The 20800-nt window shown below is 63.7% G+C and carries 22 protein-coding genes and 1 tRNA gene; 22 read left to right on the top strand and 1 reads right to left on the bottom strand.

Features of this window, described 5'->3' with window-relative positions; all coding sequences use genetic code 11:
- Positions 1-8: 8 nt before the first annotated feature.
- The 22 genes from VK92_RS30900 to VK92_RS31005 all read left to right on the top strand — a co-directional run bounded on the left by VK92_RS30900 (position 9) and on the right by VK92_RS31005 (position 20054).
- Positions 9-93, top strand: a tRNA-Leu gene (locus VK92_RS30900).
- A gap of 153 nt (positions 94-246) precedes the next feature.
- On the top strand, positions 247-606 hold the full coding sequence (locus tag VK92_RS30905) for an NADH-quinone oxidoreductase subunit A (RefSeq protein WP_006398798.1): 360 nt from the start codon (positions 247-249) through the stop codon (positions 604-606).
- Between the two features lie 62 nt (positions 607-668).
- On the top strand, positions 669-1148 hold the full coding sequence (locus VK92_RS30910; protein WP_006398799.1) for a NuoB/complex I 20 kDa subunit family protein: 480 nt from the start codon (positions 669-671) through the stop codon (positions 1146-1148).
- A gap of 21 nt (positions 1149-1169) precedes the next feature.
- Positions 1170-1772 carry an NADH-quinone oxidoreductase subunit C gene (locus VK92_RS30915; protein WP_006478264.1) on the top strand — a complete coding sequence of 201 codons (603 nt, stop codon included), beginning with the start codon at positions 1170-1172 and terminating at the stop codon, positions 1770-1772.
- A gap of 9 nt (positions 1773-1781) precedes the next feature.
- Positions 1782-3035, top strand: a complete 1254-nt coding sequence (locus VK92_RS30920; protein ID WP_006478265.1) for an NADH-quinone oxidoreductase subunit D — start codon at positions 1782-1784, stop codon at positions 3033-3035.
- Between the two features lie 185 nt (positions 3036-3220).
- A complete protein-coding gene (nuoE, locus tag VK92_RS30925; protein ID WP_006756903.1) occupies positions 3221-3706 on the top strand; it encodes an NADH-quinone oxidoreductase subunit NuoE in 486 nt (161 codons plus the stop codon).
- Positions 3703-5013: an NADH-quinone oxidoreductase subunit NuoF gene (gene nuoF, locus VK92_RS30930; protein WP_006478267.1), complete on the top strand. Its 1311-nt coding sequence runs from the start codon at positions 3703-3705 to the stop codon at positions 5011-5013. Before nuoE ends, nuoF begins: the two co-directional genes overlap by 4 nt.
- Positions 5014-5095: 82 nt before the next feature.
- Positions 5096-7426 carry an NADH-quinone oxidoreductase subunit NuoG gene (gene nuoG / locus VK92_RS30935; protein WP_048020499.1) on the top strand — a complete coding sequence of 777 codons (2331 nt, stop codon included), beginning with the start codon at positions 5096-5098 and terminating at the stop codon, positions 7424-7426.
- A complete protein-coding gene (gene nuoH, locus VK92_RS30940; protein WP_021162814.1) occupies positions 7427-8494 on the top strand; it encodes an NADH-quinone oxidoreductase subunit NuoH in 1068 nt (355 codons plus the stop codon). It begins immediately after the preceding gene.
- Between the two features lie 10 nt (positions 8495-8504).
- A complete protein-coding gene (nuoI, locus tag VK92_RS30945; protein ID WP_009691265.1) occupies positions 8505-8993 on the top strand; it encodes an NADH-quinone oxidoreductase subunit NuoI in 489 nt (162 codons plus the stop codon).
- Between the two features lie 112 nt (positions 8994-9105).
- Positions 9106-9756, top strand: coding sequence for an NADH-quinone oxidoreductase subunit J (locus tag VK92_RS30950; RefSeq protein ID WP_021162815.1), 651 nt, complete (start codon positions 9106-9108; stop codon positions 9754-9756).
- Between the two features lie 18 nt (positions 9757-9774).
- Positions 9775-10080: an NADH-quinone oxidoreductase subunit NuoK gene (gene nuoK / locus VK92_RS30955; RefSeq protein WP_006478272.1), complete on the top strand. Its 306-nt coding sequence runs from the start codon at positions 9775-9777 to the stop codon at positions 10078-10080.
- Positions 10081-10097: 17 nt separating this feature from the next.
- Positions 10098-12152 carry an NADH-quinone oxidoreductase subunit L gene (gene nuoL / locus VK92_RS30960; protein ID WP_021162816.1) on the top strand — a complete coding sequence of 685 codons (2055 nt, stop codon included), beginning with the start codon at positions 10098-10100 and terminating at the stop codon, positions 12150-12152.
- Positions 12153-12168: 16 nt separating this feature from the next.
- Positions 12169-13659: an NADH-quinone oxidoreductase subunit M gene (locus tag VK92_RS30965; protein WP_048020502.1), complete on the top strand. Its 1491-nt coding sequence runs from the start codon at positions 12169-12171 to the stop codon at positions 13657-13659.
- Positions 13660-13695: 36 nt separating this feature from the next.
- Complete coding sequence (gene nuoN, locus VK92_RS30970; RefSeq protein WP_027786870.1) at positions 13696-15150, top strand: NADH-quinone oxidoreductase subunit NuoN; 1455 nt, start codon at positions 13696-13698, stop codon at positions 15148-15150.
- A complete protein-coding gene (locus VK92_RS30975; RefSeq protein WP_021162819.1) occupies positions 15150-15446 on the top strand; it encodes a DUF2818 family protein in 297 nt (98 codons plus the stop codon). The genes nuoN and VK92_RS30975 overlap by 1 nt, the downstream gene beginning before the upstream one ends.
- A 36-nt stretch (positions 15447-15482) precedes the next feature.
- Complete coding sequence (locus tag VK92_RS30980) at positions 15483-16073, top strand: NUDIX domain-containing protein (protein ID WP_021162820.1); 591 nt, start codon at positions 15483-15485, stop codon at positions 16071-16073.
- A 133-nt stretch (positions 16074-16206) separates the two neighbouring features.
- Positions 16207-16629, top strand: a complete 423-nt coding sequence (locus VK92_RS30985) for a DUF1178 family protein (RefSeq protein ID WP_048020504.1) — start codon at positions 16207-16209, stop codon at positions 16627-16629.
- Between the two features lie 103 nt (positions 16630-16732).
- Positions 16733-17929, top strand: a complete 1197-nt coding sequence (locus VK92_RS30990) for an acyl-CoA dehydrogenase family protein (protein ID WP_048020505.1) — start codon at positions 16733-16735, stop codon at positions 17927-17929.
- Positions 17930-17948: 19 nt separating this feature from the next.
- Positions 17949-19082 carry an acyl-CoA dehydrogenase family protein gene (locus VK92_RS30995; RefSeq protein ID WP_048020507.1) on the top strand — a complete coding sequence of 378 codons (1134 nt, stop codon included), beginning with the start codon at positions 17949-17951 and terminating at the stop codon, positions 19080-19082.
- 37 nt (positions 19083-19119) lie between these two features.
- Entirely contained in the window at positions 19120-19581 is a 462-nt protein-coding gene (locus VK92_RS31000) for a MaoC family dehydratase (protein ID WP_042977379.1), read from the top strand.
- Complete coding sequence (locus VK92_RS31005; RefSeq protein WP_048020509.1) at positions 19578-20054, top strand: MaoC family dehydratase; 477 nt, start codon at positions 19578-19580, stop codon at positions 20052-20054. The genes VK92_RS31000 and VK92_RS31005 overlap by 4 nt, the downstream gene beginning before the upstream one ends.
- A gap of 47 nt (positions 20055-20101) precedes the next feature.
- Here the strand turns inward: VK92_RS31005 and VK92_RS31010 are convergent, their stop codons facing one another.
- Positions 20102-20794 (bottom strand): glutathione binding-like protein, encoded by a 693-nt coding sequence (locus VK92_RS31010; RefSeq protein WP_048020511.1) that lies wholly within the window; start codon positions 20792-20794, stop codon positions 20102-20104.
- Between the last annotated feature and the right edge of the window lie 6 nt (positions 20795-20800).

Genomic DNA, 20800 nt, shown 5'->3' on the forward strand with positions numbered 1-20800 from the left:
CATGCAGTGCCGACGTGGTGAAATTGGTAGACACGCTATCTTGAGGGGGTAGTGGCGAAAGCTGTGCGAGTTCGAGTCTCGCCGTCGGCACCAAAGTTACTCAATGCCAGCCGCTTCTAGTGGCTGGCATTTTTCATTTCTGGGGTGTGCTTGCGGTTGTCTTGCGATCGCGTGCACTCCGAAATGATTCCTTCCGCCGGAAGTGGTATTCTCCGGACGCTCAGAACCAACCGATAGAGGATTGCCTTGAACCTCGCAGCCTATTACCCCGTCTTGTTGTTCCTCCTCGTGGGCACTGGTTTAGGTATAGCGCTGGTCAGCATCGGCAAGCTCCTTGGTCCCAACAAGCCGGACGTCGAGAAGAACGCACCGTACGAGTGCGGCTTCGAAGCCTTTGAAGACGCCCGGATGAAATTCGACGTCCGGTACTACCTCGTCGCCATCCTGTTCATCATCTTCGATCTCGAAACCGCATTCCTGTTTCCGTGGGGCGTCGCGCTCCGGGATATCGGCTGGCCGGGTTTCATCGCAATGATGATTTTTCTGCTCGAATTCCTGCTGGGCTTTGCCTATATCTGGAAGAAAGGCGGCCTCGACTGGGAGTGATGGGTTAATCGCCGGTTTGCATGGGCGGCCACGCTCGGTCGCTCGTCTGGAGTGGAAAGCAAATGAGTATCGAAGGGGTCTTGAAGGAAGGGTTTGTCACCACGACGGCTGACAAGCTGATCAACTGGACGCGTACCGGCTCGCTGTGGCCGATGACGTTCGGGCTCGCGTGTTGCGCCGTCGAAATGATGCATGCGGGCGCGGCCCGTTACGACCTGGACCGGTTCGGCGTCGTGTTCCGCCCGAGCCCGCGCCAGTCGGACGTGATGATCGTCGCCGGCACGCTCTGCAACAAGATGGCGCCCGCGCTGCGCCGCGTGTACGACCAGATGGCCGAGCCGCGCTGGGTGATCTCGATGGGATCGTGCGCGAACGGCGGTGGCTACTACCACTACTCGTACTCGGTGGTTCGCGGCTGCGACCGGATCGTACCGGTCGACGTCTACGTGCCGGGCTGTCCGCCCACGGCCGAGGCGCTGGTCTACGGCGTGATCCAGCTTCAGGCGAAGATCCGCCGCACCAATACCATCGCCCGTCAATAAAGCCCCGAGCGTCCCCTCAATATGGCAAGCAAAATCGAGACCCTCAAGGCAAACCTCGAAGCCGCGCTCGGCGCGCGCGTGGTGAGCCTCACCGAAGCGATCGGTGAACTTACGCTCGTCGTGAAGGCGAGCGATTACCTCGAAGTCGCAAAGACGCTGCGCGACGATCCGAAGCTCCGTTTCGAGCAGCTGATCGACCTGTGCGGCGTCGACTACCAGACCTTCGGCGACGGCGCCTACGACGGCCCGCGTTTCGCGGCCGTGTCGCACCTGCTGTCGGTCACGAACAACTGGCGTCTGCGCCTGCGCGCATTCGCGCCGGACGACGACCTGCCGATCGTGGCATCGCTGGTCGACATCTGGACGTCCGCGAACTGGTACGAGCGCGAAGCGTTCGACCTGTACGGCATCGTGTTCGAAGGCCACCCCGACCTGCGCCGCATCCTCACCGACTACGGCTTCATCGGTCACCCGTTCCGCAAGGACTTCCCGGTGTCGGGTTACGTCGAAATGCGTTACGACCCGGAAGAGAAGCGGGTCGTGTACCAGCCGGTGACGATCGAGCCGCGCGAAATCACGCCGCGCGTGATCCGCGAGGATCGCTATGGCGGTCTGAAACATTAAGGGGGCGTCATGGCAGAAATCAAGAACTACACGCTCAACTTCGGCCCGCAGCACCCGGCAGCGCACGGCGTGCTGCGCCTCGTGCTCGAGCTCGACGGCGAAGTCATTCAGCGTGCCGATCCGCACATCGGCCTGCTGCACCGCGCGACGGAAAAGCTCGCGGAATCCAAGACTTTCATCCAGTCCGTGCCGTACATGGACCGTCTCGACTACGTGTCGATGATGGTCAACGAGCACGGCTACGTGCTCGCGATCGAAAAGCTGCTCGGCATCGAAGTGCCTGAGCGCGCGCAGTATATCCGCGTGCTGTTCGACGAGATCACGCGCGTGCTGAACCACCTGATGTGGATCGGCGCGCACGCACTCGACGTCGGCGCGATGGCGGTGTTCCTGTACGCATTCCGCGAACGCGAAGACCTGATGGACGTGTACGAAGCGGTGTCCGGTGCCCGGATGCACGCGGCGTACTACCGTCCGGGCGGCGTCTACCGCGACCTGCCTGACGCAATGCCGCAATACAAGGCGTCGAAGATTCGCAACGAGAAGGCGCTCGCGAAGATGAACGAAGCGCGCAGCGGCTCGGTGCTCGATTTCATCGACGACTTCTTCACGCGCTTCCCGAAGTGCGTCGACGAATACGAAACGCTGCTCACCGACAACCGGATCTGGAAGCAGCGTCTGGTCGGGATCGGCGTGGTCAGCCCGGAGCGTGCACTGCAGATGGGCCTGACGGGCCCGATGCTGCGCGGTTCGGGCATCGCCTGGGACCTGCGCAAGAAGCAGCCGTACGAAGTGTACGATCGCATGGATTTCGACGTGCCGGTCGGCGTGAACGGCGATTGCTACGACCGCTACCTGGTTCGCGTCGAAGAAATGCGCCAGTCGATCCGCATCGCGAAACAGTGTATTGAGTGGCTCCGCAAGAATCCGGGCCCGGTGATGACCGACAATCACAAGGTTGCACCGCCGTCGCGCGTCGGCATGAAGACCAACATGGAAGACTTGATTCACCACTTCAAGCTCTTCACCGAAGGTTTCCATGTGCCGGAAGGCGAAGCGTACGCGGCGGTCGAGCATCCGAAGGGCGAGTTCGGCATCTACCTCGTGTCGGACGGTGCCAACAAGCCGTATCGCCTCAAGATTCGCGCACCGGGTTTCGCGCACCTGGCGTCGCTCGACGAAATGGCGCGCGGTCACATGATCGCCGACGCCGTCACGATCATCGGTACGCAGGACATCGTGTTCGGCGAAATCGATCGCTAATGGTTGCGCCGCCCGTTTGTCGCGGGCGGCGAGCGGTAAGTCACACGCGAAGTCACATGCTGCATGCGCTGAACCGGCGCGGCTTCGCAAGCTGTCAACAGAGTGAGCGCCAGGTCTGCCGTCCATGCACCCCAGTGTGCGGCAGGTTGTTCGTTCGGTAGGAATTGAAAGAGTCGTGTCTGAAAATGATCTCAGCTGAAGGCCTGAAGGAAATCGATCGAGCGTTGACGAAGTATCCCGCCGATCAGAAACAGTCCGCCGTGATGTCGGCGTTGGCCGTTGCTCAGGAAGAGCACGGCTGGCTGTCGCCCGAACTGATGCAGTTCGTCGCGGACTATCTCGGCATGCCGGCCGTTGCCGTGCAGGAAGTCGCGACGTTCTACACGATGTACGAGCTCAACCCGGTCGGCAAGCACAAGATCACGCTCTGTACGAACCTGCCGTGCCAGCTTGGCCCGCACGGCGGCGCGGAAGCGACTGCCGACTACCTGAAACAGAAGCTGGGCATCGGCTTCGGCGAGACCACGCCTGACGGCAAGTTCACGCTGAAGGAAGGCGAATGCATGGGCTCGTGCGGCGATGCGCCGGTGCTGCTGGTGAACAATCACAGAATGTGCAGCTTCATGAGCCGCGAGAAGATCGACCAGCTGCTTGAGGAGCTCTCGAAATGACGTCCCTCCACGACCGTCACATCAAACCGCTGATCCTCGCTGGTCTGAACGGCGAGAACTGGCATCTCGAAGATTACGTCGCGCGCGGCGGCTACAAGCAGCTGCGCCGCATTCTCGAAGAAAAGATTCCGCCCGAGCAGGTGATCGCCGACGTCAAGGCGTCGGGCCTGCGCGGCCGCGGCGGTGCGGGTTTTCCGACCGGCCTGAAGTGGAGCTTCATGCCGCGCCAGTTCCCGGGGCAGAAGTACCTCGTCTGCAACTCGGACGAAGGCGAGCCGGGTACGTTCAAGGATCGCGACATCCTGCGCTGGAACCCGCACGCGCTGATCGAAGGCATGGCCATCGGCGCGTATGCGATGGGCATCACCGTCGGCTACAACTACATCCACGGCGAAATCTTCGAAGTGTATCGACGCTTCGAGGCCGCGCTCGATGAAGCGCGCGCAGCGGGTTTCCTCGGCGACAACATCATGGGCTCGGAATTCTCGTTCCAGCTGCACGCGCACCACGGTTACGGCGCGTACATCTGCGGCGAGGAAACGGCGCTGCTCGAGTCGCTCGAAGGCAAGAAGGGCCAGCCGCGCTTCAAGCCGCCGTTCCCGGCGAGCTTCGGCGTGTACGGCAAGCCGACCACGATCAACAACACCGAGACGTTCGCCGCGGTGCCGTTCCTGCTGTCCATCGGGCCGCAGAATTACCTCGAGATCGGCAAGCCGAACAACGGCGGCACGAAGATTTTCTCGGTGTCGGGCGACGTCGAGCGTCCGGGCAACTACGAAGTGCCGCTCGGCACGCCGTTCGCGACGCTGATGGAGCTCGCCGGCGGGATGCGCGGCGGCAAGAAGATCAAGGCCGTGATTCCGGGCGGGTCGTCGGCACCGGTGATCCCGGGCGACATCATGATGCAGACGGATCTCGACTACGATTCGATCGCGAAGGCGGGCTCGATGCTCGGTTCCGGCGCGGTGATCGTGATGGACGAGACGCGCTGCATGGTGCGATCGCTGCTGCGCCTGTCGTACTTCTACTACGAGGAATCGTGCGGCCAGTGCACGCCGTGCCGCGAAGGCACCGGCTGGCTGTATCGCGTCGTGAACCGTATCGAGCACGGCGAAGGGCGCCAGGAAGATCTGGACCTGCTGAACTCGGTGGCCGAGAACATCATGGGCCGTACGATCTGTGCACTCGGCGATGCGGCGGCGATGCCGGTACGCGGGATGCTCAAGCACTACTGGGACGAATTCGCGTACCACGTCGAGCACAAGCACTGCATGGTCGGCGGCCACGCGCACGCGGCGGCAGCCTGAAGCGAACCCGGTTGCGGAATTTGAGCGCACGGTCGGGCGAAGGCGCGAACGGGCGGAAATAGGTTAAGGACCATTCACCATCATGGTTGAACTTGAAATAGACGGCAAGAAGGTCGAGGTGCCCGAAGGCAGCATGGTGATCCAGGCTGCGCACAAGGCGGATACGTACATTCCTCACTTCTGCTATCACAAGAAACTGTCGGTTGCGGCCAACTGCCGGATGTGTCTCGTCGAAGTCGAGAAGATGCCGAAGGCCGTGCCTGCCTGCGCGACTCCCGTGTCGGCCGGCATGATCGTCCACACGCAATCCGACAAGGCCGTGAAGGCGCAGCAGTCGGTGATGGAATTCCTCCTCATCAACCATCCGCTCGACTGCCCGATCTGCGATCAGGGCGGCGAATGCCAGCTGCAGGATCTGGCGGTCGGCTACGGCAAGTCGTCGTCGCGCTACTCGGAAGAAAAGCGCGTGGTGTTCCACAAGAACGTGGGCCCGCTGATCTCGATGGAAGAGATGTCGCGCTGCATCCACTGCACGCGCTGCGTCCGCTTCGGCCAGGAAATCGCCGGCGTGATGGAGTTCGGCATGCTGGGCCGCGGCGAGCACTCGGAAATCACGACGTTCGTCGGCAAGACGGTCGATTCCGAAATGTCGGGCAACATGATCGACCTGTGCCCGGTCGGCGCGCTGACCAGCAAGCCGTTCCGCTACAGCGCCCGTACGTGGGAACTGTCGCGCCGCAAGTCGGTGAGCCCGCACGATTCCGTCGGCGCGAACCTCGTCGTGCAGGTGAAGAACAACCGCGTGATGCGCGTGCTGCCGTTCGAGAACGAAGCAATCAACGAATGCTGGATCTCGGACAAGGACCGCTTCTCGTATGAAGGCCTCAACAGCGAAGAGCGCCTGACGAAGCCGATGCTGAAGCAGGGCGGCCAGTGGATCGAAACCGACTGGCAGACCGCGCTCGAATATGTCGCGAAGGGCCTGAAGGGCATCGCCGCGGATCACGGCGCGAACGCGCTGGCGATGCTCGCGAGCGCGCACAGCACCGCTGAAGAGCTGTTCCTCGTGAAGCAGCTCGCCAACGAACTGAAGACGCCGAACGTCGATTTCCGTCTGCGTCAGCAGGATTTCTCGGCGCCGGTCCAGGGCGCACCGTGGCTCGGCATGCCGATCGCCGACCTGTCGAACGTGGACGCCGCGTTCGTCGTCGGTTCGTTCCTGCGCCGCGACCACCCGCTGTTTGCCGCCCGCCTGCGTCAGGCCGCGAAGAACGGCGCGAAGCTGCACTTCCTGCACGCGACCGGTGACGATGCACTGATCCCGACCGCGCAGCGCATCGTTGCCGCGCCGTCGGCATGGCTCGACCAGCTGGCCGGCATCGCTGCCGCGGTCGCGCAACTGCGCGGCGTCGCGTTGCCCGACGCGCTGGCAGGCGTCACCGCATCGCCGGCCGCGCAGGCTGTCGCCCAGTCGCTCGCGAACGGCGAACGCCGTGCGGTGCTGCTCGGCAACGTCGCGGTCCGCCATCCGGAATTCGCGAAGCTGCACGCCGTCGCCAAGTGGATCGCCGACAACACCGGCGCCACGTTCGGTTTCCTGACGGAAGCGGCGAACACGGTCGGCGCGCACGTCGTCGGCGCACTGCCGGGCGAAGGCGGCCTGAACGCACGTGAAGCGTTCGCGCAGCCGCGCAAGGGCTACGTGCTGCTGAACGTCGAGCCGGAATTCGACACCGCTGATCCGGCACAGGCACTGGCCGCGCTGAACCAGGCGGAAATGGTCGTCGTGATGTCGCCGTTCAAGCACGGCCTCGACTACGCCGACGTGCTGCTGCCGGTTGCGCCGTTCACGGAAACGGCCGGCACGTACGTGAATGCGGAAGGCACCGTGCAGAGCTTCAACGGCGTCGTGCGCCCGCTCGGCGACACGCGTCCGGGCTGGAAGGTGCTGCGCGTGCTCGGCAGCCTGCTCGGCCTGCCGAACTTCGAATACGAGACCTCGGAAGAAGTGCGTCTCGCCGCGCTCGGCGACGCCGGCGTCGCGGGCCGCCTGTCGAACCAGACGTCGGTCGCGCCGGTGCGCGCCGCCGCGAATGCCGCGAACGGCGGCTTCGAGCGTCTGGCCGATGTGCCGATCTATCACGCCGACGCGCTCGTGCGCCGTGCAGGTGCGCTGCACCTGACGGCCGCCGCGAAGGCGGCGAATGCCGCAGCCCTGCCGGCCGCGCTGTTCGACAAGCTGGGCTTGAAGGAAGGCGACGCGGTGCGCGTGCGCCAGGGCGAGCGTGCGGTGCAGTTGCCGGCCGTGCGCGACGCGAATCTTGCGGAGACGGTCGTTCGCGTGTCGGCGGCAACGCCTGCCGGCGCAGCGCTCGGCAGCCTGTCCGGTGAACTGGTGGTGGAGAAGGCGTAAATGAGCTTGTTCGATACGATCAACGCGGGCGGGTCCCAGCTTCTCGGCTTCGCATGGCCGACGGTGTGGGCCGTCGTGCGCATCCTCGTCGTCTCCGTCGTCATCCTGCTGTGCGTCGCGTACCTGATTCTGTGGGAACGCAAGCTGATCGGCTGGATGCACGTGCGTCTCGGCCCGAACCGCGTCGGCCCCGGCGGCCTGCTGCAGCCGATCGCCGACGTGCTGAAGCTGCTGCTGAAGGAAGTCATTCAGCCGAGCGCCGCCAGCCGCTGGCTGTACCTGATCGCGCCGGTGATGACCGTCGTGCCGGCATTCGCCGTGTGGGCCGTGATCCCGTTCCAGGCCGAAGCGGTCCTCGCGAACGTGAACGCGGGCCTGCTGTACGCGATGGCGATTTCGTCGATCGGCGTGTATGCGGTGATTCTCGCGGGCTGGGCATCGAACTCGAAGTACGCGTTCCTCGGCGCGATGCGCGCCGCGGCACAGATGGTGTCGTACGAAATCTCGATGGGCTTCGCGCTGGTGCTGGTGCTGATGACGGCCGGCAGCCTGAACCTGTCGGAAATCGTGGGTTCGCAACAGCACGGTTTCTTCGCCGGCCACGGCGTGAACTTCCTGTCGTGGAACTGGCTGCCGCTGCTGCCGGCGTTCGTCGTCTACTTCATTTCGGGCATCGCCGAAACGAACCGCCACCCGTTCGACGTGGTGGAAGGGGAGTCGGAAATCGTCGCCGGTCACATGATCGATTACTCGGGCATGGCGTTCGCGCTGTTCTTCCTCGCCGAGTACATCAACATGATCGTGATCTCGGCGCTGGCTGCGACGCTGTTCCTCGGTGGCTGGGACGCCCCGTTCGAATTCCTGTCGTTCATCCCGGGCATCTTCTGGCTGGTGCTGAAGGTCTTCGCACTGCTGTCGGTGTTCATCTGGGTCCGCGCGACGTTCCCGCGCTACCGTTACGACCAGATCATGCGTCTGGGCTGGAAGGTGTTCCTGCCCGTCACGGTGGTCTGGGTGGTCGTGGTCGGCTGCTGGATGATGTCGCCGTTGAACATCTGGGTGAAGTAAGGACGAAATCATGACGGCTATCCAACACTTCTTTAAGACTTTCTTCCTGACCGAGCTGCTGAAGGGGCTCGCGCTGACCGGTCGTTACACGTTCAAGCGCAAGTTCACCGTGCAGTTCCCGGAAGAGAAGACCCCGATTTCGCCGCGCTTCCGCGGGCTGCATGCGCTGCGCCGCTACGAAAACGGCGAAGAGCGCTGCATCGCGTGCAAGCTCTGCGAGGCCGTGTGCCCCGCGATGGCGATCACGATCGAATCGGAAACGCGCGCGGACAACACGCGCCGCACGACGCGCTACGACATCGACCTGACGAAGTGCATCTTCTGCGGTTTCTGCGAAGAGAGCTGCCCGGTCGATTCGATCGTCGAGACGCAGATTCTCGAGTACCACGGCGAAAAGCGCGGCGACCTGTATTTCACGAAGGAAATGCTGCTCGCGGTGGGCGATCGCTACGAGAAGGACATCGCCGCGGCGAAGGCTGCCGACGCGCCGTATCGTTGATTGTGTTTGCAGTGCCGGCCCGAAGCCTGGGCCGAGCCGCCGCGACGGGTGCGGCACGCGAGAGCGTCCCGCAAGCCGCGCCTGACTATGGCCTAACGATGAACCGGTAATCATGGAATTCACGACCGTACTGTTCTACATCTTCGCGCTGCTCCTGGTGGTATCAGGGCTGAAGGTGATCACTTCGCGCAACCCGGTGGCGTCTGCGCTTTTCCTTGTGCTGGCGTTCTTCAACGCCGCCGCGATCTGGATGCTGCTGGAAGCGGAGTTCCTCGCGATCCTGCTGGTGCTGGTCTACGTGGGCGCCGTGATGGTGCTGTTCCTGTTCGTCGTGATGATGCTGGACATCAACATCGACTACCTGCGCCGCGACTTCAAGCGCTTCGTCCCGATGGCGACCGTGGTCGGCGCGATCATCGTGATCGAAACCGCGCTGATCCTGTGGCGCGGCTACGGCGACACGCAGACGGTGCATGCGATGGCGACGGGCGAGATGGCCAACTGGTCGAACACGCGACTGATCGGCAAGGTGATCTACACCGACTACATCTTCGCGTTTGAAATCGCCGGCCTGGTGCTGCTGGTCGCGATCATTGCCGCGATCGGGCTGACCGAGCGCAAGGGCAAGGACAGCAAGCGCCAGCGCGTGTCGGATCAGGTCAAGGTGCGCCGCAACGACCGTGTGCGCCTCGTGAAGATGGAAGCGGACAAGCCGCAGCCGGAAACGGCGCAGAGCGAAGCCGGTTCGGGCACCAACGGCTAAGCGGAGGAAACGAAAACCATGCTGACTCTTGCTCATTACCTCGTGCTCGGCGCGATCCTCTTTGCGATCGCGATCGTCGGGATCTTCCTGAACCGCCGCAACGTCATCATCATCCTGATGTCGATCGAACTGATGCTGCTGGCGGTGAATACCAACTTCGTCGCGTTTTCGCACTATCTCGGCGATGTGCACGGCCAGATCTTCGTGTTCTTCGTGCTGACGGTCGCCGCAGCGGAAGCCGCGATCGGCCTCGCGATTCTGGTGACCCTGTTCCGTAAGCTCGACACGATCAATGTCGAGGATCTCGATCAGCTCAAAGGTTAATTTCAGGCAACGCTGTTATGTCAACGACACTCAATGAAAACCTGCTGCTGGCGATTCCGCTCGCTCCGCTGGCCGGCTCGCTGATTGCGGGGCTGTTCGGGAACGCAGTCGGGCGCAAGGGCGCACACCGGATCACGATCCTCGGCGTAATGATCGCGTTCCTCCTGTCGGCGAAAGTCTTCTTCGACGTGATGGGCGGCGCAAGCTTCAACGCGACCGTCTACGAATGGATGAACGTCGGCTCGCTGAAGCTCGAAGTCGGCTTCCTCGTCGATTCGCTGACCGCGATGATGATGGTCGTCGTGACCTTCGTCTCGCTGATGGTGCACGTGTACACGATCGGCTACATGGCGGAAGAAGACGGCTACCAGCGCTTCTTCTCGTACATCTCGCTGTTCACGTTCTCGATGCTGATGCTCGTGATGAGCAACAACTTCCTGCAGCTGTTCTTCGGCTGGGAAGCGGTGGGTCTGGTGTCGTACCTGCTGATCGGCTTCTACTTCACGCGTGAGAGCGCGATCTACGCGAACATGAAGGCGTTCCTCGTGAACCGCGTGGGCGACTTCGGCTTCCTGCTCGGCATCGGCCTGCTGCTCGCATTCGCCGGCTCGATGAACTACGGCGAAGTGTTCGCGAAGCGCGCGGAACTCGCAAGCCTGCACTTCCCGGGCACCGACTGGGGCCTGCTGACCGTGGCCTGTATCTGCCTGTTCATCGGCGCGATGGGTAAGTCGGCACAGTTCCCGCTGCACGTGTGGCTGCCGGACTCGATGGAAGGCCCGACCCCGATCTCGGCGCTGATTCACGCGGCGACGATGGTGACGGCCGGCATCTTCATGGTGTCGCGCATGTCGCCGCTGTTCGAACTGTCGGATACCGCGCTGTCGTTCGTCACGGTGATCGGCGCGATCACGGCGCTGTTCATGGGCTTCCTCGGCATCATCCAGAACGACATCAAGCGGGTGGTCGCCTATTCGACGCTGTCGCAGCTCGGCTACATGACGGTCGCGCTCGGCGTGTCCGCGTACCCGGTCGCGTTGTTCCACCTGATGACGCACGCGTTCTTCAAGGCGCTGCTGTTCCTCGGCGCCGGCTCGGTCATCATGGGCATGCACCACGACCAGGACATCCGCAACATGGGCGGCCTGCGCAAGTACATGCCGATCACGTGGATCACGTCGCTCATCGGTTCGCTCGCGCTGATCGGTACGCCGTTCTTCTCGGGCTTCTACTCGAAGGACTCGATCATCGACGCGGTGAAGCTTTCGCACCTGCCGGGTTCGGGCTTCGCGTACTTCGCGGTCGTCGCGAGCGTGTTCGTCACGGCGCTGTACTCGTTCCGCATGTATTTCCTGGTGTTCCACGGTGAAGAGCGCTTCCGCAAGCCGAAGCATCCGGAATCGCCGATGGGCATGGCGGCCGCGCACGGCCACGACGACCACGGCCATGGCCATGGTCACGACGACCATGCGCACGAGCCGCACGAGACCCCGTGGGTCGTGTGGGTGCCGCTGGTCCTGCTGGCGATCCCGTCGGTGATCATCGGTGCGATCGCGGTCGGCCCGATGCTGTTCGGCGACTTCTTCCAGCACGGCGTTGCATTCGACAAGGTGATCTTCATCGGCGAGAACCACCCGGCGCTGGCCGAGATGGCCGAGGAGTTCCACGGCTGGGTGGGCATGGGCCTGCACTCGGTGTCGGGTCTGCCGGTCTGGCTCGCGCTCGCCGGTGTCGTTGTCGCCTGGTTCCTGTACCTGAAGCGTCCGGATCTGCCGGCGTCGATCCGCCGCGCGTTCGGCCCGATCTACACGCTGCTGGACAACAAGTACTACATGGACAAGATCAACGAAGTGGTGTTCGCCCGTGGTTCGGTGGCGATCGGCCGCGGCCTGTGGAAGGAAGGTGACGTCGTCGTGATCGACGGCCTCGTCAACGGCAGCGCCCGGTTCATCGGCTGGTTCGCCAGCGTGATCCGCTTCCTCCAATCCGGTTACATCTATCACTACGCGTTCGCCATGATCATCGGCATGCTGGGGCTCCTGACCCTGTTTGTAACGCTCGGCGGCAAATAAGGCGGGGGACAACTTAATGCACGCTTTTCCGATTCTCAGTACCGCGATCTGGCTGCCGATCGTTTTCGGCCTCCTCGTGCTTGCGGTGGGTAATGACAAAAATCCGGGGACGGCCCGCTGGATCGCGCTGATCGGTTCGCTGCTCGGCCTCGCGGTCACGATCCCGCTGATCACGGGCTTCGATTCGAGCACGGCTGCGCTGCAGTTCGTCGAGAAGTCGACCTGGATCGAGCGCTTCGACATCGCGTATCACCTCGGCGTCGACGGCATCTCGATGTGGTTCGTCGTGCTGACCGCGCTGATCACGGTGATCGTCGTGATCGCCGCATGGGAAGTCATCACCGAGAATGTCGCGCAGTACCTCGCGGCGTTCCTGATCCTGTCCGGGATCATGATCGGCGTCTTCTCGGCGGCCGACGGCCTGCTGTTCTACGTGTTCTTCGAAGCGACCCTGATCCCGATGTACATCATCATCGGCGTGTGGGGCGGCCCGAACCGCGTGTATGCGGCATTCAAGTTCTTCCTGTACACGCTGGCCGGCTCGCTGCTGATGCTGGTCGCGCTGATCTACCTGTATACGGAAACGCATTCGTTCGACCTCGCGACGTGGCAGAACGCCAAGATCGCGATGACGCCACAGATCCTGCTGTTCATCGCGTTCTTCCTCGCGTTCGCGGTGAAGGTGCCGATGTGGCCGGTGCACACGTGGCTGCCGGATGCGCACGTGGAAGCGCCGACGGGCGGCTCGGTCGTGCTGGCCGCGATCATGCTGAAGCTCGGCGCGTACGGTTTCCTGCGCTTCTCGCTGCCGATCACGCCTGACGCGAGCCACTTCCTGGCCCCCGTCGTGATCACGCTGTCGCTGATCGCGGTGATCTACATCGGCCTCGTCGCGATGGTGCAGGCCGACATGAAGAAGCTGGTCGCGTATTCGTCGATCGCGCACATGGGCTTCGTCACGCTCGGCTTCTTCATCTTCAACCAGCTCGGCGTCGAAGGCGCGATCGTCCAGATGATCTCGCACGGCTTCGTGTCGGGCGCGATGTTCCTCTGCATCGGCGTGCTGTACGACCGCGTGCACTCGCGCCAGATCGCCGATTACGGTGGCGTCGTCAACGTGATGCCGAAGTTCGCGGCGTTCGCGATGCTGTTCTCGATGGCCAACTGCGGCCTGCCGGGCACGTCGGGTTTCGTCGGCGAGTTCATGGTGATTCTCGCGGCCGTCCAGTACAACTTCTGGATCGCATTCGGCGCGGCGTTCACGCTGATCCTCGGCGCTGCTTACACGCTGTGGATGTACAAGCGCGTGTACTTCGGCGCGGTGGCGAACGATCACGTTGCCAAGCTGAAGGACATCGGCCGTCGCGAATTCCTGATGCTGGCCGTGCTCGCCGCGTTCACGCTGCTGATGGGCCTGTATCCGAAGCCTTTCACCGACGTGATGCACGTTTCCGTGGAAAACCTCCTCTCCCATGTCGCGCAGTCCAAGCTGCCGCTGGCGCAGTAATCGCGAGCGGAGGAAATCAAGATCATGAACGCTCCTATGAATGTCCTGTTGCCTGACGCGCTGGTGATGGCCGCCATCGTCGTCGCATGGCTGAACGACACCTTTACCGGTGCTTCCGGCCGCCGCCTGACTTACCTGATCGCGGTTGTTTCGTCGGTCGTCGCCGGCGTGTGGTTCGCGGTGCAGGCACTCGACCCGCAGCAGTACTACTTCTTCTCGAAGATGGTCGTCGTCGACTCGTTCGCGAGCACGATGAAGGCCGTCGTGTCGTTCGGTTTCGCGGTCTCGCTCGTTTATTCGCGCAAGTACCTCGAGGATCGCGACATGTTCCGCGGCGACGTGTTCCTGCTCGGCATGTTCTCGCTGCTCGGCCAGCTGGTCATGGTGTCGGGCAACAACTTCCTGACGCTGTACCTCGGTCTCGAACTGATGTCGCTGTCGCTGTACGCAGTCATCGCACTGCGCCGCGACGCCGCGCAGTCGAGCGAAGCCGCGATGAAGTACTACGTGCTGGGCGCGCTTGCGTCGGGCTTCGTGCTGTACGGCATCTCGATGCTGTACGGCGCGACCGGCTCGCTCGAGCTGGGCGAGGTGTACAAGGCGGTCGGCGGCAACACCGACGCAGCCGTGCTGATGTTCGGCGTGGTCTTCATCGTCGCCGGTATCGCGTTCAAGCTCGGCGCCGTGCCGTTCCACATGTGGGTGCCGGACGTCTACCAGGGCGCACCGACCGCGATGACGCTGTTCGTCGGCGGCGGCCCGAAGGTTGCCGCGTTCGCGTGGGGCCTGCGCTTCCTGGTGATGGGCCTGCTGCCGCTCGCGCAGAACTGGCAGACCGCGCTCGTGATCCTCGCCGCGCTGTCGCTGATCGTCGGCAACATCACCGGTATCGTCCAGCGCAACATCAAGCGGATGCTCGCGTACTCGGCAATCTCGAACATGGGCTTCGTGCTGCTCGGCCTGCTCGCGGGCATCGTGAAGGGCGACGCGTCGGCGCCGGCGAATGCATACAGCTCGGCGATGTTCTACGCGATCGTCTACCTGATCACGACGCTCGGCTCGTTCGGCGTGGTGATGCTGCTCGCACGCCGCGATTTCGAAGCCGACACGATCGACGACTTCAAGGGCCTCAACAAGCGCAGCCCGGTGTTCGCGTTCGTGATGATGGTCATGATGTTCTCGCTGGCAGGCATCCCGCCGACCGTCGGCTTCTACGCGAAGCTCGCCGTGCTCGAGGCGACCGTCAACGCGGGTCTCACGTGGCTGGCCGTGCTGGCCGTGATCACGTCGCTGTTCGGCGCGTTCTACTACCTGCGCATCGTGAAGCTGATGTACTTCGATGCACCGCAGGATGCAACGCCGATCACGGGCGATTTCTGCAAGCGCACGATCCTCGTGCTGAACGGCCTGGCGGTCGTCGTGCTCGGCCTGATCCCGAGCCCGCTGCTGACGGCCTGCCTGCAGGCAATTCGCCACACGCTGCCGCTGTAATGTCGGCAGCCGGCTGGTTTATCGTGCTGTTGGCGTTCGTCTGCGCCAACCTGCCGTTCCTGAACCAACGCCTCTTCGCCGTCGTGCCGTTCGGCGCGACGAAGAAGGGCGGGTGGGTGCGGATCGGCGAGCTGATCGTGCTGTACTTCATCGTCGGCGCGCTCGGCTTCTGGCTCGAGTCGCGCGCCGGCAACCGCTTCGAACAGGGCTGGCAGTTCTACGCGATCACGTTCAGTCTTTTCGTCGTGTTCGCGTTTCCCGGCTTCACGTTCCAGTATCTCGTCAAACGACGCTGACGGCTTCGGCCGTCGCGCTCATTCCCGGAGCCGCCGATGGCCGAACTACCCAATCACGACGCCGCACTGACCGAAACCTGCCTCGAGAGCGAGGCGATTTTCGACGGCGCGTTCCTCAAGCTCAAGCGCGATATCGTCCGCCTGCCGGATGGCAAGAAGGCCACGCGCGAATACGTCCAGCATCCGGGCGCGGTGATGGTGATCCCGCTGTTCGACGACGGCCGCGTGCTGATGGAAAACCAGTTTCGCTACCCGATCGGCAAGGTGATGGCCGAATTCCCGGCCGGCAAGCTCGACCCGAACGAAGGCGCGCTCGCCTGCGCGGTGCGCGAACTGCGCGAGGAAACGGGTTACACGGCACGCGAGTACGTGTTCCTGGCCCGCATTCATCCGATCATTTCCTACTCGACCGAATTCATCGACCTGTACCTGGCGCGCGGGCTGACGGCCGGCGAGCGCAAGCTCGATGAGGGCGAATTCCTCGAGACCTTCACCGCGACGCAGGCCGATCTGCAGGAATGGGTGCGCACGGGCCAGATTTCCGACGTGAAGACGATCATCGGTACGATGTGGCTCGACAAGGTGCTGTCCGGTACGTGGCCGCTCGGGCCGGTCCTGACGCCCTGAGTGCGGCGTCAGCGGGTGGGGCGCCGCGTTACAATCCGGTGACGCGACGCCTCCACGTCGCGCGATCGGTAATTAGCACGATCGTTCACAAAACCGCTTTTTGCGCTACACTCGCCACACGCCCTGATTCAGCATGAAGGTCCTCGATTTGCAGTGCCCGCACGGTCATCGGTTCGAAGGCTGGTTCGCTTCCGCCGATGAATTCGAAGCGCAGTTGTCCCGCAAGCTGGTCGAATGCCCGGTGTGCGGAACGACGGAGGTCAACCGTCTGCCGTCGGCGCCGCGCCTGAATCTGTCGGGTGCGACGCAGGCACAGCCGGCCGATCCGCGCGCAATGCAGGCGCAGGTGATGCGTGCACTGCGCGAGGTGCTGGAGAAAACCGAGAATGTGGGCGAGCGCTTCGCCGAGGAAGCGCGGCGCATCCATTACAACGAGGCGCCGGCACGCAGCATTCGCGGCGTCACGACGCCCGAAGATGCGCAATCCTTGGCCGAAGAAGGCATCGACGTGATGCCGCTGCCGATTCCTGCCGCGCTGAAAGAACCGCTGCAATGACGTATGCAGTGGGTCCTTGCCGGGCTGGACGGCTGCGGTCAGCCTTGCATGGGACCTGAGTAAGCGCTGAAGCGCAAACTCCGGTCGACAGGAGACACTGCGCATGGATCTGGATTATTCCCCCGCCGACGACGCGTTCCGCGTCGACGTCCGCGCCTGGCTCGAGGCCAACCTGCCTCACGCACTGCGCGCCAAAGTACTCGATCACAAACGACTCGACCGCGAGGATTTCGCGAGCTGGCACCGGATTCTCGGCCAGCGCGGCTGGTCCGCGCCCGCCTGGCCGGTTGAATACGGCGGGCCGGGCTGGAACGCGACGCAACGGCACATCTGGGATGAGGAGTGCGCGCGGATCGGCGCACCCACCGTGCTGCCGTTCGGCGTCTCGATGGTCGCGCCGGTGTTGATGAAATACGGCAGCGAAGCGCAGAAGCGTCATTATCTGCCGCGGATTCTCGACGGCTCGGACTGGTGGTGCCAGGGCTATTCGGAGCCGGGTTCGGGATCCGACCTCGCCTCGTTGCGCACGCGCGCCGAGCGCCAGGGCGATCACTATGTCGTCAATGGCCAGAAGACCTGGACGACGCTCGGCCAGTACGCCGACATGATGTTCTGCCTCGTGCGCACCGATCCGGCCGCGAAGAAGCAGGAGGGCATCTCGTTCCTGCTGATCGACATGAAGACGCCCGGCATCACTGTGCGGCCGATCGTCATGCTCGACGAGGATCACGAGGTCAACGAGGTGTTCTTCGAGGACGTGAAGGTGCCGGTCGAAAATCTCGTCGGCGACGAGAATCGCGGCTGGACCTACGCGAAATACCTGCTTGGCCATGAGCGCACCGGGATCGCGCGCGTCGGCGCGTCGAAGCGCGAGCTCGCGTTCCTGAAGCGCGTGGCGTCGAACCAGCGCAAGAACGGCAAGCCGTTGCTTGCCGATCCCGTGTTCGCCGCCAAGGTCGCGGCGCTCGAGGTCGAGCTGATGGCGCTCGAGGTGACGGTGCTGCGGGTCGTCAGCCGCGAGACGAGCGGGAAGGGGCCGGGCCCCGAGGCGTCCATGCTGAAGATCAAGGGCACGGAAGTGCAGCAGGCGCTCACCGAGCTGATGGTCGAAGCGATCGGCCCGCTCGCCGCACCGTTCGACGTTCCGTTCCTCGACGGCCAGCGCGAGCACAGCATCGCCGGCGACGACGACGCGGCGCCGCTGGCCGCGTACTACTTCAATTACCGGAAGACGTCGATCTACGGCGGTTCGAACGAGATCCAGAAGAACATCATCGCGCAGATGATTCTGGGGCTGTGATCAGGGAACGGAGACAACCATGGATTTCAGCTTTACCGATGAGCAGCAGCAGTTCGCCGACGCGCTGCGCCGTTATCTCGGCGAGCAATACGGCTTCGAAGCGCGCCAGGCCATCGTGCGCAGCGACGCGGGCGTGTCGGACACGCAATGGAGCGCGTTCGCCGAACTGGGGTTGACCGCGCTGCCCGTGCCGGACGCACAGGGCGGCTTCGGCGGCGGCCCGGTCGACATGCTGGTCGTGATGCAGGAACTCGGCCGCGCGCTCGTGATCGAGCCGTACTGGGCGACGGCGGTGGGCGTCGAGGCCTTGCGCATCGCCGGCTCCGGTGCCGGTGAGGATGCCGCGTTGCTGGAGGCGATCGCGCAGGGGCAGAAACGAGTCGCGGTTGCTTTCCACGAGCCGCATGCGCGCTACGACCTGTTCGAACTCGATACGCATGCGCGCGAGCAGGGCGGCACATACCGCCTGACGGGCACGAAGTCGGTCGTTCAGCACGGCGCGCAGGCGCATGCGTGGATCGTGCCTGCGCGCGTCGACGGCGGCGGCATCGGCCTGTTCGTCGTCGAACGGGATGCCGCGAATGCGAAGGTGGCCGACTACCGGACGATCGACGGCCAGCGTGCCGCGACTATCGGTTTCAATGAAACGCCGGCGCGACTGCTGACGGGCGGTGCGCGCGACGCCGCCGCCCTCGAGCAGGTTGCCGATTACGCGACGTTCCTGCTGTGCGCGGAGGCGGTCGGCGCGCTCGACGAACTTAACCGCGCCACGGTCGAATACACGAAGACGCGCGAACAGTTCGGAGTGCCGATCGCGCGTTTCCAGGCACTGCAGCACCGGATGGTCGACATGCTGATCCATGCCGAGCAGGCACGTTCGCTGACCTACCTGGCAGCCGTACGCTACGCGAGCGGCGATGCGGACGCGCGGCGCAAGGCGGTGTCAGCCGCGAAAGCGCGTGTCGGCGCAGCCGCGCGTTTCGTCGGCCAGCAGGCCGTTCAACTGCACGGCGGCATGGGCGTGACCAACGAGGTCGCCGCTGCGCACCTGTTCAAGCGGCTGACGATCATCGAGACGACGCTCGGCGACACCGATCACCATCTTGCGCGCATTGCGGCACTGCCCGATTTCGCGCAGGCCGACGCGGCATGACGGCGACGCGCGAGCGCGCCAGACAAGGAGACATCTAGTGGGCATCAGTTATGAAGACCTGGTGGTCGGCAGCACCACCGAAGTGGGCCGTTACACGTTCGAACCCGACGACATCAAGACGTTCGCGCAACGTTACGATCCGCAGCCGTTCCATCTCGACGAAGAAGCCGGGAAGGCATCGCATTTCGGTGGGCTGGTCGCGAGCGGCTGGCATACGTGTTCGGTGTTCATGAGCCTGCTCGTCAAGAAGCTCGGCCGGGACTCGACCAGCATGGGCTCGCCGGGCATCGACTCGATCCGCTGGCTCAAGCCGGTGCGTGCGGGCGATACGATCACGATGTACCAGAAGGTCCACGACAAGCGTGTGTCCGAGAGCAAGCCCGACCGCGGCATCGTGTCGACGGAATGGGTCGGCGTGAACGAGGCCGGCGAGACGGTGATTACCGTGCACACGAAAGTGATCTTCGGGCTGCGCCATCCGGGAGGCGTGCAGGCATGACGGAAATGACCTTGCCGCTGATCGCGTCGGCGCAGGCGCTGCAGGCACGCGTCGGCGCGGAGCCGCTCGCGAGCGACTGGATCGTGATCGATCAGAAGCGCGTCGACGGGTTTGCCGACGCGACCGGCGATCATCAATGGATTCACGTCGATCCCGAGCGCGCGCAACGCGAGTCGCCATTCGGCGGGCCGATCGCCCACGGGTTCCTGACGCTGTCGCTGATTCCGGCGTTGATGACCGACGCGATGCGTTTCGAGCAGAAGATGGGCGTGAACTACGGACTGAACCGCGTGCGGTTCCTGAAGCCGGTGCCGGTCGGCGCGCGCGTGCGTGCGCTGTTTGCGGTAAAGGAAACCGCCGAGGCCGCGCGGGACGGCGTGCAGGTGACGTGGTCGGTGACGATGCAGGTCGAGCGTCCCGATGCGCCACTGCCGGTTTGCGCGGCGGAATTCATCACGCTGCATTACTTCTGAAGCGGGGAGCGGCATGCGTGGATGCCGCTCCGCCCGTCACTTGCGTGTCAGTGCTTCGCGTATTGCGTTGCGCCGAACAGCACCTCGCGTGCCTTGTCGTCCTGCAGCGCCTTGCGCATCGACGCGAGCACTTCGACACCGCGCTGCACGGCCGGTCGAGCGGCGATCGTGTCGTACCAGCGCTTCACGTTCGGCAATTCGTCGAGCACGATGCCCTGGTTCTGCCATGAGCGCGTCCACGGGAACGTCGCAATGTCCGCGATCGTGTACGTGTCGCCCGCGAGATACTCGGATTCGCCGAGTCGCTTGTCCATCACGTTGTACAGGCGTTTCGCTTCGTTCGTGTAGCGGTTGACCGCATACTCGATCTTCTCCGGCGCATACAGGCGGAAGTGGTGCGCCTGCCCGAGCATCGGCCCGACGCCGCCCATCTGGAACATCAGCCATTCGAGCGTGGCATAGCGTGCGGCCGGATCGGTCGGCAGGAACTTGCCGGTCTTCTCCGCGAGGTAGATCAGGATCGCGCCCGATTCGAACAGCGAGATCGGCTTGCCGCCGGGGCCGTCCGGATCGACGATCGCGGGGATCTTGTTGTTCGGGCTGATCTTCAGGAATTCCGGCTTGAACTGGTCGCCTGCGCCGATATCGACCGGATGGACACGATAGGCGAGGCCCGTTTCCTCGAGCATGATGTGCACCTTGTGGCCGTTCGGGGTCGCCCAGCTATAGACGTCGATCATCGTGAA

Origin of the sequence: Burkholderia sp. LK4 (assembly GCF_001043615.1) — a bacterium.
GTDB lineage: Bacteria > Pseudomonadota > Gammaproteobacteria > Burkholderiales > Burkholderiaceae > Burkholderia > Burkholderia cepacia.